Raw genomic sequence first — 15,515 nt, forward strand, 5'->3', positions numbered from 1 at the left:
CTAGCTTGTGCCGGTGACCATCACCGAACAGGACATCCGCTCCTTCCGTGTCGACATCCCGCAGGCCCGGCTCGACGACCTCACGGCCCGGCTGGCCAACACCCGCTGGCCGGACGAGGTGCCCGGAGTCGGCTGGAGCCGGGGAGTGCCGCTGGACTACCTGAAGGATCTCGCCGAGTACTGGCGTACCCGGTACGACTGGCGGGCGCAGGAGGCAGCGCTCAACCATCTTCCGCAGTACGTCACCACCGTGGACGGACAGAACATCCACTTCCTGCACGTACGCTCACCCGAGCCCGACGCCACGCCTCTGGTGCTGCTGCACGGCTGGCCCGGGGGATTCGTGGACTTCCTCGACGTCATCGGGCCGCTGTCGGACCCACGTGCCCACGGCGGCGACCCGGTCGACGCCTTCCACCTGGTGATTCCCTCACTACCCGGCTTCGGGTTCTCCACGCCCCTGGCCGGGCCGGGCATGGGCTCGACCAGGATGGCCGAGGTGCTGGTACGCCTCATGTCCCGGCTCGGCTACGAACGCTACGGCGTCCACGGGTACGACACCGGTTCGTGGGTCGGCCCCGCGATGGGTAGGCAGTCCCCGGAGCAGATCATCGGCGTACACGTCAACGCGCTGGTCACCTTTCCGATCGGAACCGATGGTGAGTTGGACGGACTCTCCGAGGTCGAGCAGCGACGCTGGCAGGCGATGCAAAACTTCAACGACGGCTACCTCCAGTGCAACTCCAAGCGTCCCCAGACGGTGGCGTACGGGCTGCACGACTCGCCGGTGGGTCAGCTCGCCTGGATCGTGGAGAAGTTCAAGGAGCTCACCGATCCGGAGGACGGACTGCCCGAGGAGAGCATCGACCGGGACAGGATGCTGACCGACGTGTCGTTGTACTGGTTCACCGGCACGGCCGGGTCGGCAGCGCAGGTCTACTACGAGGAGATGTCCGCCAACGACTGGAGCGACACCACCGACGGGGACGCCACCCGGGACGGAAGCGACGACGCCTGGGCGGCGGGTCAACCCGCGACGGTGCCCACCGCCGTGCTGGTGTCCGGCCACGACGTCACCATCCGCCGTTGGGCTGAGCGGGATCACCACGTGGTGCGCTGGACGGAGCTCGACCGGGGTGGCCACTTCCTCGCCATGGAGGCACCGGACCTCCTGGTCGCGGACGTTCGGGACTTCTTCCGACAGCTGCGCTGAGGCACCCGGGGGTCCGTTACCCGGTCGCGGTGCGTCGGCCGGAATCGTTAAGCTGCCACGCGGTGGGACCTGTAGCGCAGGGGTAGTCGCGCCGCCCTCTCAAGGCGGAGGATGCCGGTTCGAGTCCGGTCGGGTCCCACCACCGCCGCGGTGGTCAGTCGCGCGGAGGTCGACGCGCCGCGCCGCACATCCGGAGGACGCCGGTTGGTTCCGGCTCGTTCCCCGGGCCGGCCATCGGGCCGAGCTTGACCCGGTCGCCGCGGAAGGTGGTCCAGGCAGGAACGGGGAGACGGTGAACGGCGACGAGGTCGAGGCCGCGCTGCGGGTGCTCGGCGAGATCCGGGCGCTCCCCGTCGACGACCCGCGTCGCCAGCGGGTGCAGCGCGCGGTGGACGGACTGCTCAAGGACGCCCAGCGGCAGCGGCGCGCCAACCGTCGCCGGGAGACCGCCGCCGCCGACCGGGCGGTTGTCGCCGCCGCCGCGACCGGCGCGGTGGACCGGCCCGATGCCGTCCCGGTCGCCACCCCGCCCGGTGTCGAGCCAGAGCTGGACGGTGTCGGCCGGACCCGACGGGAACGGCGCTGCTACGCCTGCCGCGACCGATTCCGTACCGTCGATGTCTTCTACCATGCGCTCTGTCCCGCCTGCGCCGATCTGCATCGACGGTTCCGGGACGCCGGCACCGACCTGACCGGCCGGCGTGCGGTGGTGACCGGCGGTCGGGTGAAGATCGGCTACCAGGTGGCGTTGAAACTGCTGCGCGACGGTGCCGCGGTGACGGTGGTGACCCGGTTCCCGGCGGATGCCGCCCGTCGCTACGCGCAGGAGCCGGATGCGGCCGCCTGGCTGACGTCGTTGCGGGTGATCGGCGCGGACCTCCGGGACCCCCGCCAGGTGCTGGACCTGGCCGAGCGGCTGGCCGAGGACGGACGCCGGCTGGACATCCTGGTGAACAACGCCGCCCAGACGGTACGCCGCCCGACGTGGGCGTACCAGCCGCTGGTGGCGGCGGAACTGGCGGCCGGCCGTACGGGAGCGGCGGTCGAGTCGGTGGCCGGATACCGCCCCGGTGCCCCACCTCCCGGCTGGACCGGGGCCCTGGCCGCGGTCGCCGACGTACCCGGTGGGCGGGAGCTGGTATCCGTCACCGACGCCACGGGGGCGCTGGTCGTCCCCGGCGTCGTGAACTCGTGGAACACCAGGATCGGCGAGGTCGACCCGGTGGAGCTGCTGGAGGTGCAGTTGGTCAACGTGGTCGCCCCGTTCCTCCTGGTCGACCGGCTCCGTCCGGCGCTGACCGCACCCGGCACCAGCCCCCGGTACGTGGTGAACGTGACCGGCCGGGAGGGCTGGTTCGGCGAGGACGGCCCCGGCCCCGACCGCCACCCGCACACCTCGGTCAGCAAGGCGGCCCTGAACATGCTGACCCGGGTCGGCGCGACCGACCTGGCCCGGCACCGGGTCTACATGTGCGGTGTCGACACCGGCTGGATCACCGACGAGAACCCGACCGTGATCAGGGCGCGTCGGGCGGCCGGCGGATGGCGACCCCCACTGGACGTGGTTGACGCGGCGGCCCGGATCTACCACCCGATCATCAGTGGCGAGGCCGGCGCGCCGATGCACGGGGTGCTGCTCAAGAACTACGCCGTCGTGCCGTGGTAACCGACCGGGTCGGCGGCGCCGGCCCGGATCGACCTACGCCGTCCGGTACTGCAACGGCACGCCAGGAAAGCTCTGAACGTAGAGCACGAGGATGGCCCCACAGAACCTCTCCGTGGGGCCATCCGGTGTGCTTGGTGTTCGGGGCTTCTCAGACTCCCTGCTGATTCCTCAGCGAACCTGTACGAACACCGGGTTGGAGTAGAACCACAGGTCGTCCCAGGGGTTCTCCTTGCCGTCGGCGAGGGGCTCGGCCTCGTCGGTGTTGGTGCCGCGGACGCGGGCGTACATGTCGCCCTCGACGTCGCGCAGGGTGTACCGGATGACGTGGTCGCGGCCCTGCTGGCGCCAGTCGCGGGGGCCGAACCGGGCCGCGACCCTGGTGGTCGGGTTGGTGTCGGCGTCGAGGTTGGCGTTCGGGCCGGTGATCTGACCGACGATCAGGTCGACGCGCCGGACCTGCGGGCGGTCACCGTGGGCGTTCTTGCCCTCCAGCGGCCGGAACTTGATCTCGATTTCGACGTCGGTCCGGTTGCGGCGGTTCAGCGTGACGGTCTCGCCCGACGTGGCGTTGCGGCCCTGGCCGGACGCGGTGAGGTCGAGGCTGGTGATCAGGTCACCGGTGGTGACGAAGATCCGGCCGTTGCGCAGGCCGTCCATGATGTCGGCGTAGCCCTGCCGGGCGTGCACGTAGGTCTTGCTGTACTCGCCCGGCCAGAAGTCGGATCCGCCACGGGTCCAGTGCACGTGCGAGTCGGAGGTGGCGGTGATCCACCAGCGGCGGCCCTCGCCGAGCAGGGAGTCCCACAGGCCGCCGAGCCGGGCGGTCATCTGGTCGAAGCCACCGTGGGTCGGGTAGTTGCCGTAGCCACCCCGGGCGCCGCCGTTGAGCGGACCGGCCTGGTGACCGGGTGCGCCCTCGAATCCGACGTAGATCTCCGGTGCGGCGTTGTTGCCGTTGCGGAACTCCCGAGGGGTGTCCTGCCCGTAGACACCGAGGCCGGTCGCCGAGCGGGACGCGTGGTGGGCGATCACCAGAGGGCGCTGCTCCAGGCCACGGGCGTACTTGAGGAACTCGACCACCTTGGCCTCGGTGTCCCGGCTCGGGTCGGCGGGGAAGGGGTCGTTCTTGGCGAACCGGCTCTCCAGCTCGAACAGCAGCTTCGCCTCGTCGTCGTGACGCGGGATCATCAGGGTGTGGTGGTCCAGGGCCGGGGCGTCGAACTCCATGCCCCAGAACTGCAGCACCTCGGGCACCAGTTTGCGGGAGAGCAGCAGGTCGGGGTACGCCTGCTCCAGGTTCACCTTCGAGTGCGTCGGCCCACCGTGGTCGGTGCACATCGCCCAGGTCAGGCCGAAGTTCTTCGCCATGATCGCGTTGGTGACGATCGGGTACACCGCGTCCGCGCCCTTGGTGAACTTCGGCGGGTTGACCGACGTGTCGAAATTGCCGCTGTACTCCGAGTGGATGTGGTGGTCACCGGCACGCCACGCCCGGCCACCGGATTCTCCGCCGCCCTGCTTGTCGTCCTTGCCCTCGGCGTCGTTGTTGGCGAACGCCGCGCTGTTCCCGATCAGGGGGCTTGCTGCGGCCAAGGTCGCGCCGACGCCGGCGTACTTGACCAGTCGACGCCGGGACAGCTGCGAACGTTCGGTGTCTTCGATATCCTTGCCGTTCAAGGCGGAACCTCTCCTCGATACTGCGGTGGCCGTGTCAACCGCCGAGCATCGAAGGACGGGCTGAAGATCCGGTGAACGCAGGCCGGGCCGGGCACGAACAACAAACCCCGGCACGCTGAAGATCAATTTCGGTGAGCGCCCGCTATCCGATCGGGTACGCGGTCCGGTTCGCCCCGGATCGCGGTACGTCGGCCGGGTCCTGCACGCTGTTCCGCCGGAGCAGCAGCGGCTCGGCGACCAGGGCGATCAGCGCGACGACGGTCAGCACCGCACCGACCAGGAAGGTCGCCCGTACACCGGCGGCGGACAGGATGACACCGCCGAGCAGCGCACCGGCCGCGATCCCGACGTTGAACGCGGCGGAGTTCGCCGCGAACCCGATCTCGGTCCGGCCCGGGGCCACGTGCAGGATCCGCGACTGGGTGGCCATGAAGACCGGCGCGGTGGTACAGCCCAGCACCGCCACCAGCGCAACGACCGCCGCCTGGCTCTCCGCGAAGAGGTACAGCCCGAGCAGCGCCGCCGCCTGCCCCGCGACGGTCAGCACGAGCACGCCCCGGGGGAGCCGGTCGAGCAGGGGACCGGCGGCGGTCACGCCGACGACGCCCGCCAGGCCGAAGACGAACAACATGGTGGTCACCTCCGGGTCGGTGAAGCCGGTGACCCGGGTGAGGAACTCCACCACGTACGTGAAACCGAGGAACACGCCGGTCACCGACAGGACGGTGGTGACCAGCACCAGCGCGAACAGTCGGGCGTCCGGCGCGGAACCGTACGCGCCGTGGCTCTCCTCGGGACGGGTCGTCGGCAGCAGCAGGGCGATCACCACCAGCGCGACGAGCGCGAACGCGCTCACCACCAGGAACGGGAGCTGCCACCGGCTCTGTTGGGCCAGCCAGGTCCCGGCCGGTACGCCGAGCACCGTGGCCAGCGAGCCCCCGACCGACGTCACCGCGATCACCCGCCCCCGTACCGCGGGCGAGAACAGGCCGACCGCCACGGGTGCCATCACCGCCCAGAAGAGGGCCTGGGCCAGGGCGGTCACCACCCGGGCGGCCAGCAGGACCCCGTAGGACGGGGCCAGCACCGACACCAGGGTCGACAGGACCAGCACGGCGAGCAGGCCGGAGAGGACGTGCCGCCGTGGCATCCGACGGGTCACCTGGGCGAGCGGCAGCGAAACCACCGCCACGGTCAGGCCGTACCCGGTGACCAGGTATCCGACCGACGGCAGCGACACGTCGAGATCCGCGGCGATCAGGCGGAGCAGCCCGATCGGCAGGTTCTCGGTGGTGTTGAAGGCGAAGGCGGACAGGGCGAGCGCCAGGAGGACCAGCACCCTGCGCGAGGTGTCGGTTCGCATGATCGGCGATCTCCCGTCCTGTCAGGAGTCCCACGGCTACCGGGGCACCGGCTTCCGTGCCACGTGGGCGTGACCGTGACGCTACCGGAGCCGGGCGGGCCCTTGATCAACGAACTGTTCACGTCGACATTCCCTTCTGATCACTGGGCCAGGCCCGGGGGTTCTCGCAAGCGCGGCAGAGTCTCGGCCGCTCGCGTCTCCGGCGCGGAGCACCCCATGAACAAGGAGAAACCTCGCCATGACGCTCCAACTGGGCGTGGGTCGGAGACGCGTGCGCGTGCTCTGGTCCGTGATGGCCGTCGTACTCGTCGCCGGGTCTGCAACGGCGTTCGGTCAGTCGTTCGCGGGTGCGAAGGAAACCCCGCCGCCGGCGGTCGGTAGCGCACCGACGCTCAACCTGAACAACGGGCAGACGCTCGAAGGCACGGTCACCGTCACCGCCCAACCCACCACCGAGAACGACTCGGTGGCCAGCATCGCGGTCGACGGCACGCGGATCGACGCCGAGCAGACCGCAGGCACCGCCCACTTCGGCTTCGACATGGGCGGCAACGGCACCGAGGCCCGCTACCACAACTACCTCACCGTGAACGACCACACGGCCGAGGCGGACCGGATCTACTTTCCCGACATCCCCGGCGGACGGGCCGGCGGCCTGGACTTCCCCGGCGAGTGGCTGCATTCCGGGGTGAACACCCTCACCGTCCACGCGGGCTGGAACTGGGTCGACTCGACCAACACCGCCGCGGTCGGCTACGAGGTGCTGCCGTACGGCGAAGGGGGCCGCTGCCCCAACTACGACGACTTCCCGCTGAGCAGCCTCAGCCTCAGCCTGCTCGGCGTTGTCGCCGACGGCGAGCAGAACCTGTTCAGCTACACCCTCGGCGACGGCACCTGTGGCAGTTCGAGTCGCCCGCTGACGCAGGACCTGACGTTCGTCGTCTCCGGCGACCCCGGCAGCACGGCCGGTCTGAGCGCCGACCTCGACACCGCCACCCTCGGCAACGGCAGGCACACCGTCAGCGCGACCACCCGGTCGGGCGCGACGGCGAGCGTCGCCGTCGAGGTCAACAACGCCTCGCCCGGTGCGGCGAAGCTGACCCCCGCCGACGGTGCCCTCGTCCGCGGTACGCGGCCGGTGATCGCCGCGTTGCCGAACGGCAGCAAGGAGAGCGTCGAGTCGTTGGCCATCGACGACCGGGCGGCCCAGAACCCCGAGACCCTCGCCGCGGGGACCGCGACCCTCGGTCTCACCGTCGAGGCCGGCAACTCGGTCGAGGCGCGGTACCACAACTTCGTACTCGTCAACGGCAACCGGGTCGACCTCGGCGGCGACTACGGCGTCGGCGGCGCGGAGAACGTCAGCCTCGGCTTCCCCACCCGGTTCCTGCACCCGGGTGACAACGTGATCGAGGTCAGGACCGGCGACTACAACGGCACCGCCAACGGCGCGACCTGCGCGAACCACGACGACTTCAAAATCACCCGGGGTACGGCGAGTCTGCGGTTGAGTACGGCGGGCACGGTCACGACCGGCACCACGTACCTCGTGACGACCAGCGGTGGGACCGTGACGAAGACGGCGACGACCGACGCCTCGCTCTCGCTGGGCGACGGGACCTGCGGCGCCAGCAGGGACGCCGAGTTCCACTTCACGATCGCGGGCGCGCCGACCGCGCGGACCATCGACACCCTCGGCAGCGGCGGCAACGCGCGGCTGAAGGTGTTCATCGGCGGCAACGGCACCGACAACGGTTACGACAACGAGGTGTTGATCAACGGCATCCCGCTGGACCTCGGGGTCTGGGAGAAGGAGGTCGCCGACCTCACCTTCCCGAACGAGTGGCTGGTGCCCGGCGTCAACGTACTGGAGTTCGTCGCCGGCAGCGACCACGGCAGCGCCAAGCCGGGCGGCTGCGACAACTACGACGACTTCACCCTGGGCGACTTCCAGCTCACCCCGGTCGACGCGAAGGCGACCCAGCTGACCAGGCAGGTCGCGGGGACCACCGTCACGATCGGCTCGGCCAGCTACCCGGCCGGTTCACCGGTGACCGTGTTCATCGGCGACGGTACCTGCGGCAGCAGCTACAACCCGGCCCTGGACAAGACGATCCTGTTCGACGTCACCGCGCCGGACGGCTCCGCGCTCCGGGCGCTGGGCAAGCGGGCGGACGTCGACACGACCGCGATCGCGGACGGCGCGCACACGATCAAGGCGGTCGTCGGCGACAAGACCTCGACCCGGCAGTTCACCATCGACAACACCGCACCGGTGATCGAGAACAGCGTGCCGGCCGAGGGGCAGCGGCTGACCTCCACCGTTGCGCTCAACCTCGCCATCTCCGACGCGACCGGTGTTGCCGGCACGCCCACGATGACCCTGGACGGCACCGCGGTGCAGCAGGGTGACCAGATCGGTCACGGTCTGCCCGCCGGCAACCACACCATCGCGGTGACGGCGACCGACACGCTCGGCAACACCGCCGTCCGCGAGGTGCACTTCACCAGCGCGAGCATCCCGGACGTACCGACCGAGCTCAACGCGGCCGTCACCGGCTCCGCCTCGCCGTCGGCCGCGCTCTCGGCCAGGATCCCGGGCCAGGAGGGCGTCTCGCTCACCGCCACGTTCACCAAGGCGGACGTCGCGACCCCGTCCACGGGCTACCAGGGCGAGGCCGCCGGGGTACCGACCACACTCGACGTCCAGCACGACAAGCTCGTCGACGTCGGCTCCCTGCGCCCGCTCGACGGGCGGACGATCGACACCCCTTCCGGTCGGGACGTGGTGTTCCAGCGCTACGACGTGCCGCTCGGGGCCTCGAAGGAGGTACCGACGCTGCGCTGGGAGGGCACCATCGACCCGCAGCGGGTGGTGGCGCTGCGCGCCTGGGACCCGGCGGCCAAGAAGTGGGTCGTCCTGACCAGCTCCCGTGGCCAGGCCGAACACAACACGGTCCTCACCGCCCCGCTGGGCAGGGAGTACCGCGACGGCGCCACCGTCCATGTGCTGGTCACCGGCGAGGACCCGTTCGCCGATGATCTGTCCCCGCGCGACTCGTCCGCGCAGAACGACAAGGACCGCTTCGAGGACCCGGACTCGTACGACTTTTCGATCACCCACTTCACCGACACCCAGTACCTCACCGAGGGTGCGGCGGGTGGCACGTACGACGACTGGGACGGCAAGGCCGAGCCTTCGGACGTGGCGACGGCGGAGGAGCAGGCGCTCTGGGCGGCGACGTACCGCGACGAGATGCAGTGGATCGCCGACAACGCGGACGAGCGCAAGATCGCGTACGCCGCGCACACCGGCGACGTCATCGAAAACGACTACTACGACCCGCTGGCCACCAAGCCGGACGGCTCGCTCCAGCGGCCCGGCCTGAACGCCGAGGTTGACAAGGAACTCGCGCTCGCGTCGAGCTACCAGAAGATCCTCGACGACAACGGGGTCGTGAACCAGGTCATCGCGGGCAACCACGACAACCAGCTGGGTGCCGAGACGGGACCCGACTCCCGGTTCAGCAGGACCTTCGGAGCCGACCGCTACTACCAGGTCGCGAAGTCCTGGCCGGCCGGCACCGAATACCACGCGTGGGACGAGGTGACCAACCCCGACGGCACCGTCACGCCCGGCCGGGACAACCAGAACAACTACACGCTGTTCTCCTCCGGTGGCCTGGACTTCGTTGCCGTTGGTCTGTCGTACGGGGTGACGCCGCAGGAGGCCAAGTGGGCCGACTCGATCTTCAAGCGGTACAAGGACCGCAACGGGATCCTGCTGTCCCACGACTACCTGAAGCCGTCGACCAACCCCGACGGCCGGGGAGCGGACTTCTCCGCGCCGGACGGCTCGCCGCTCTACAAGCAGGTGGTCGAGAACAACCCGAACGTCTTCCTGGTCCTCGCCGGACACGAGCACGGCGTCGGCACCAACCTGAAGACCAACGTCGGGGTGACCGTGGCGCACGACGTGGTCGAGCTGCTGGCGGACTACCAGTTCTACACGGTGCCCGCCGGTGAACTCTGGCCCAAGCTGGTCGACGCGGCCGGCAACATCGACATCAACGGCGACGGCACCCCGGACCACAAGTCCACCGACCGCCTGCAGTTCGGTGCGAGCTTCCTGCGTCTGCTCCAGTTCGACGTCGACCGCGCCGAGATGCGCATCGACACGTACTCGCCGTTCCTCAACAACTTCGGGGCGACCGAGTACGACATCCGCCAGGACGGCAGCCAGACCAAGCCCCGGTACAACGGCGCCGAGGACAACCTGACCCTGCCGGTCGACCTCACCACCCGCAAGACGTCGTTCTCCACCGACTCGCTGGCGGTGTACGTACCGTCCGGTCTGATCGGGACCGCCGGGGTGACCGCGAACGGCACCGCGACGGTGACCTGGGCGGGCCTCGTGCCGGCCACGTCGTACGCCTGGATCGTCTCCGCACAGAGCGCGGACGGCGGCGTTGCCGTGGCCCAGCCGGCCGTGTTCCGTACCGTCAAGGGGGAGCCGACGGTGACCGCGACCTCGTCCGCGACGGCCTGGGGCACGGCGGCGACGGTGACGGTCAAGGTCACGGCCGGCACCGCGCCGGTCTCCGGCACGGTGGAACTGCGCGAGGGCACCACGATGCGCGGCTCGGCCACACTGTCCGGAAACACCGCGACGTTCACCCTCCCGGCGGGCCTCGCGGGCGGCAACCACACCCTCACCGCGTCCTACTCCGGCAACGAGTACCTCAACCCGGCCCGGGGCACCGTCACCGTGACGGTGAACCTGCCGGCGGCGTGGAACGTGTCGACGGTCTACAACAACGGGGACCGGGTCGGTTACCAGGGCAGGGTCTACCTGGCCTCCTGGTACTCCCGGAACCAGCAGCCGGGCGACCCGAACGGGCCGTGGCAGGAACTGGGCATGACCGAGGACGGCGCCGCGGTCTGGACCGCATCACGGATCTTCAACACCGGCGACACCGTGATGCACAACGGTAAGAAGTTCCGTGCCCGCTGGTACACCCGCAACCAGGCGCCCGGTGACCCGAACGGCCCGTGGGAGGAGATCGCACCGCCGTCGCCGGACAACAAACCGGCGGCCTGGACGCCCACGACCGTCTACAACACCGGTAACCGGGTCTCGTACCAGGGCCACGTGTACGAGGCGAAGTGGTACACCCGCAACCAGACACCGGGTGACGCCAACGGCCCGTGGAAGTTGGTCAGCTAGCACAACGGCGTACGCCGGCCCGGGACCCGAACGTGGTCCCGGGCCGGCTACCGGTCGCCGACCGATCGCCGCTGGTCTGCCCGCCCCGCGGCTGAACTCTGTGATGCCAACCACCGGATTGGCTCCGTTTGGGCAGCAATGGTTCGTTCCACGTTAAGCTGGTCGACCGGTGGCCGAGATGTTCCCGGCCACCCGAAGAACCGATGCGCCGAGTTCCTGACCCGCCACAAGCGTGGACATCGTGCGGATCGCCACGCTGACCGTGAACCGGGTAGCCGACGGGCTGGAACGGCCCTCCCCCCACGCGGTGCAGCTCACGTTCGTCGGAGGGTGTGGAGCATGCGCGCGTACCTGGCAGGCACCGATCGGATCGAGGCACCCGGCGAGGCGCCGGCGCTCACTCCCGTCGACCAGCCCCAGGCCGAGGTCAACGCCGTCGACCCGCTCGAGGAGCTGGACTTCGTACCTCCCGTACCCGCCGACACGCACGGCCCCGCCGACACGCACGCCGGGTCGCCGGCGGTGTACCCCGCACAGGCTGCCCCGCCCGTCCGCACCCTGCTGGACATCCTCGTCCGGACCGCGCACCGGCACCCGGCCGCGCCGGCCCTCGACGACGGGGCCACGCTCCTCAGCTACCGGGCTCTCGAATCCCGGGTCGACGAGGTGCGCCGACAACTCGTCGCGGCGGGCATCGGGGTGGGGGACCGGGTCGGTGTGCGCGTACCGTCCGGCACCGTCGACCTGTACGTCTCGATCCTCGCCGTACTGGCCGCCGGTGCCGCGTACCTGCCGGTGGACGCCGACGACCCGGACGAGCGGGCCGAACTGGTGTTCGCCGAGGCGGAGGTCTGTGCCGTACTCGGACCGGACCGGACGCTGGTGTCCCGGCAGACGCCGCACGGGACGCCGGGCCGCCCCGGTCCCGACGACGACGCGTGGATCATCTTCACCTCCGGCTCCACCGGCCGCCCCAAGGGTGTCGCTGTCACCCACCGCTCCGCCGCCGCGTTTGTCGACGCCGAGGCGAGGCTCTTCCTGGTCGACGAGCCGATCGGGCCCGGCGACCGGGTACTCGCCGGCCTGTCGGTGGCGTTCGACGCGTCCTGCGAGGAGATGTGGCTGGCCTGGCGGTACGGCGCCTGCCTCGTGCCCGCCCCCCGCTCGCTGGTCCGTACCGGAATTGATCTCGGGCCCTGGTTGGTCGAGCAGCGGATCACCATCGTGTCCACGGTCCCGACGCTCGCCACCCTGTGGCCGGCCGAGGCCCTCGACGAGGTGCGGCTGCTCATCTTCGGCGGTGAGGCCTGCCCGCCAGAGCTCGCCGCGCGGCTGGCCGTCGACGGCCGCGAGGTGTGGAACACGTACGGCCCGACCGAGGCCACGGTCGTGGCCTGCGCCGCCCGGCTGACCGGCGACGGCCCGGTACGCATCGGGTTGCCGCTCGACGGCTGGGACCTGGCGGTCGTGGACGTCCGGGGCGACGTGGTCCCGATGGGCGAGGTCGGCGAGCTGGTCATCGGCGGCGTCGGGCTGGCCCGCTACCTGGACGCGGCCAAGGACGCGGAGAAGTTCCCGCCGCTGCCCGCACTGGACTGGTCGCGGGCGTACCGCAGCGGCGACCTGGTCCGCGCCGAACCCGAGGGGCTGCTGTTCGTCGGCCGGGCCGACGAGCAGGTCAAGCTGGGCGGGCGCCGGATCGAGCTGGGCGAGGTCGACGCGGCGCTCCAGGCGCTGCCGGGGGTCGCCGCCGCGGCGGCGGCGGTACGCACCGCCCGGCACGGCAACCAGCTCCTGGTCGGGTACGTCGTTCCGAACGCGGATGACGGGTTCGACCGGGCGGTGGCGGTGCAGCGGCTGCAGACGGCTCTGCCGGCCGCGCTGGTTCCGCTGATCGCCGTGGTCGACGGCCTGCCCACCCGCACGTCGGGCAAGGTGGACCGGGCGGCTCTGCCGTGGCCGTTGCCCGGACTGGACACCGCCGACGTCGTCCACCGGATGGACGGGACCGAAGCGTGGCTGGCCGAATGCTGGGAGGAGATCCTCGGCGTCGCGCCGGCCGGCCCGGACGACAACTTCTTCGCCTCCGGCGGCTCCAGCCTCAGCGCGGCACAGCTGCTCACCCTGCTGCGCGACCGGTACCCGGGCGCATCGGTCAACGACGTGTACCAGCACCCGGTGCTGAGCGCGCTGGCGCGCACGCTCGACGGGTTCGAGACGGTGAAGGAAACCACGACCCGCGTCGTGCGCCCGACCCCACGGCGTACCGGTCTCGCGCAGACCGCCCTGATGCTGCCGTTCCTCGGCGTTGTCGGGCTGCGCTGGGTCGTCGCCCTCGCCGCGATCAACAACGTGCTGGCCCTGTTCGGCTCGTACCCGTGGGCACCCACCGTGTCCTGGTGGTGGGTGCTGCTCGGCTGGCTGCTGGTGATCAGTCCGCCCGGCCGGATCGCGATCGCGGCCGGCGGCGCCCGCCTCCTGCTGCGCGGTCTGCGGCCGGGGAGTTACCCGCGTGGTGGTCGGGTCCACCTGCGTTTGTGGGCGGCCGAGCGGCTGGCGGCATCGAGCGGTGCGACCAGCCTCGCCGGTGTCTGGATCACCTACTACGGACGCGCGCTCGGCGCCCGGATCGCCAACGAGGTCGACCTGCACTCCCTGCCGCCGGTGACCGGCATGCTCCAACTCGGGCAGGGCGCCGCGGTCGAGCCGGAGGTGGACCTCTCCGGTCACTGGGTCGACGGCGACGTCGTCCACGTCGGCCGGATCCGGATCGACGCCGGTGCGACGGTCGGCGCCCGCAGCACGCTGATGCCCGGCGCCCGGATCGGCAAACGGGCCGAGGTCGCACCCGGGTCGTGCGTGACGGGTTCGGTGCCCGCCGCGCAGCGGTGGGCCGGGGTTCCGGCGAGCCGGTCGGGCAAGGCCGCCCGCCGCTGGCCGCAGCAGCGTCCCGGCCGGGTCCGCGGGTGGGCCATGGCGTACGGGCTGAGTTCACTCGTCCTCAACTTCCTCCCCGCGATCGCGGCGGTACCGGGACTGCTCGTCCTCGGCTGGTTCCTGCACGGCAGCACCACCCTGCAGACCGCCCTCGTCCGGACACTCACCGGCGTGCCGCTCGCCACGGTGGCGGCGATGACCGCGTACGCGCTGCTCATCCTGATCCTCGTACGCGCGCTGAGCATCGGCCTGCGCGCCGGCCACCACCCCGTGCACGGGCGGGTGGCGTGGCAGGCGTGGGCGACCGAGCGACTGATGGACCTGGCCCGGGTCGGCCTGTTCCCGCTGTACGCGAGCCTGTTCACACCGGTCTGGCTGCGAGCCCTGGGGATGCGGGTCGGGCGTGGGGTCGAGGCGTCGACCGTGCTCGCGTTGCCCGCGATGACCACGGTCGGCGACGGCGCGTTCCTCGCCGACGACACCCTGGTCGCCTCGTACGAGCTCGGCGGTGGTTGGTTGCGGATCGGGGCCGCCCGGGTCGGCAAGCGGGCCTTCCTCGGCAACTCCGGCATGACCGCGCCGGGCCGTGCCGTACCGAAGCGCGGGTTGGTCGGGGTGCTGTCCGCGACGCCGAAGCGGGCCAAGGCGGGCAGTTCGTACCTCGGCATGCCGCCGATGAAACTGCCGCGGGCGGCGGAGCAGGGCGACCAGAGCCGGACGTTCGACCCACCGGCGCGGCTGAAGGTCGCGCGGGCCGCCGTCGAGCTGTGCCGCGTCGTACCGGTCATGGTCGCGGCCGGGCTCGCCGTTGTCACCCTCGCCGCGTTCGAGGCGATCGCCGCCGGGTACGGGTACGTCGCCGCGCTGGCCGCCGGTGGTGTGCTGCTGCTCGCCGCCGGCATCGTCGCCTGTGTCGTCGCCGCCCTGGCGAAGTGGTTGCTGGTCGGCGCGTTCCGGGTCCGGGAGCGCCCGCTGTGGAGTTCCTTCGTGTGGCGCAACGAGCTCGCCGACACCTTCGTCGAGGTTCTCGCCGTACCGTGGCTCGCCGGTGCGATCGGCGGCACCCCGCTGATGAACCTGTGGCTGCGCGGCCTCGGCGCGCAGATCGGGCGCGGTGTGTGGTGCGAGACCTACTGGCTGCCGGAGACCGACCTGATCCGGATCGGCGACGGCGCCACCGTCAACCGCGGCTGTGTCGTGCAGACCCACCTGTTCCATGATCGGATAATGCGCATGGACCGGGTGATCCTCAGTGCGGGCTCGACGCTCGGCCCGCACGGGATCGTGCTGCCCGGCGTGACGGTGGGGGAGCACGCCACCATCGGGCCGGCGTCACTTGTCATGCGCGGCGAGACCCTGCCCGGCGGGGGCCGCTGGCTGGGCAACCCGATCGCCGCCTGGCCGTCGGAAAGGGCACGCCGAGGGTGAACAC

6 protein-coding genes and 1 tRNA gene are annotated in these 15,515 nt (G+C 70.9%); 5 read left to right on the forward strand and 2 right to left on the reverse strand.

All coding sequences use genetic code 11. The features are described from left to right. Window positions 1-34 precede the first annotated feature (34 nt). The 3 genes from ACWEFB_RS01170 (at window position 35) to ACWEFB_RS01180 (ending at window position 2,879) form a co-directional block, all read left to right on the forward strand. Window positions 35-1,213 carry an epoxide hydrolase family protein gene (locus tag ACWEFB_RS01170; protein ID WP_452281400.1) on the forward strand — a complete coding sequence of 393 codons (1,179 nt, stop codon included), beginning with the start codon at window positions 35-37 and terminating at the stop codon, window positions 1,211-1,213. Between the two features lie 65 nt (window positions 1,214-1,278). Beyond that, window positions 1,279-1,351 (forward strand) — tRNA-Glu (locus tag ACWEFB_RS01175). A 154-nt stretch (window positions 1,352-1,505) separates the two neighbouring features. Beyond that, window positions 1,506-2,879 (forward strand): SDR family NAD(P)-dependent oxidoreductase, encoded by a 1,374-nt coding sequence (locus ACWEFB_RS01180; RefSeq protein WP_452281040.1) that lies wholly within the window; start codon window positions 1,506-1,508, stop codon window positions 2,877-2,879. Between the two features lie 168 nt (window positions 2,880-3,047). On the opposite strand, the gene ACWEFB_RS01185 is transcribed toward ACWEFB_RS01180, so the two are convergent. Both ACWEFB_RS01185 and ACWEFB_RS01190 read right to left on the reverse strand, forming a co-directional pair. Continuing rightward, window positions 3,048-4,556, reverse strand: coding sequence for a phosphoesterase (locus tag ACWEFB_RS01185; RefSeq protein ID WP_452281042.1), 1,509 nt, complete (start codon window positions 4,554-4,556; stop codon window positions 3,048-3,050). A 142-nt stretch (window positions 4,557-4,698) separates the two neighbouring features. Beyond that, complete coding sequence (locus tag ACWEFB_RS01190; protein ID WP_452281044.1) at window positions 4,699-5,919, reverse strand: MFS transporter; 1,221 nt, start codon at window positions 5,917-5,919, stop codon at window positions 4,699-4,701. Window positions 5,920-6,157: 238 nt separating this feature from the next. Between ACWEFB_RS01190 and ACWEFB_RS01195 the strand changes: the two genes are divergently transcribed. Together ACWEFB_RS01195 and ACWEFB_RS01200 are read left to right on the forward strand one after the other, a co-directional pair. Continuing rightward, on the forward strand, window positions 6,158-11,146 hold the full coding sequence (locus ACWEFB_RS01195; RefSeq protein WP_452281046.1) for a carbohydrate-binding protein: 4,989 nt from the start codon (window positions 6,158-6,160) through the stop codon (window positions 11,144-11,146). Window positions 11,147-11,485: 339 nt separating this feature from the next. After that, the gene (locus ACWEFB_RS01200; RefSeq protein ID WP_452281048.1) at window positions 11,486-15,511 is read left to right on the forward strand and encodes a Pls/PosA family non-ribosomal peptide synthetase; all 4,026 of its coding nucleotides are present in this window, start codon (window positions 11,486-11,488) and stop codon (window positions 15,509-15,511) included. Window positions 15,512-15,515 lie beyond the last annotated feature (4 nt).

Source organism: Micromonospora sp. NPDC004704 (genome assembly GCF_053601675.1).

Bases quoted from the DNA above. Each gene is read 5' to 3' on its own strand.
- ACWEFB_RS01190 (WP_452281044.1), bottom strand. From the start codon at position 5,919: ATGCGAACCGACACCTCGCGCAGGGTGCTGGTCCTCCTGGCGCTCGCC.
- ACWEFB_RS01195 (WP_452281046.1), top strand. From the start codon at position 6,158: ATGACGCTCCAACTGGGCGTGGGTCGGAGACGCGTGCGCGTGCTCTGG.
- ACWEFB_RS01200 (WP_452281048.1), top strand. From the start codon at position 11,486: ATGCGCGCGTACCTGGCAGGCACCGATCGGATCGAGGCACCCGGCGAG.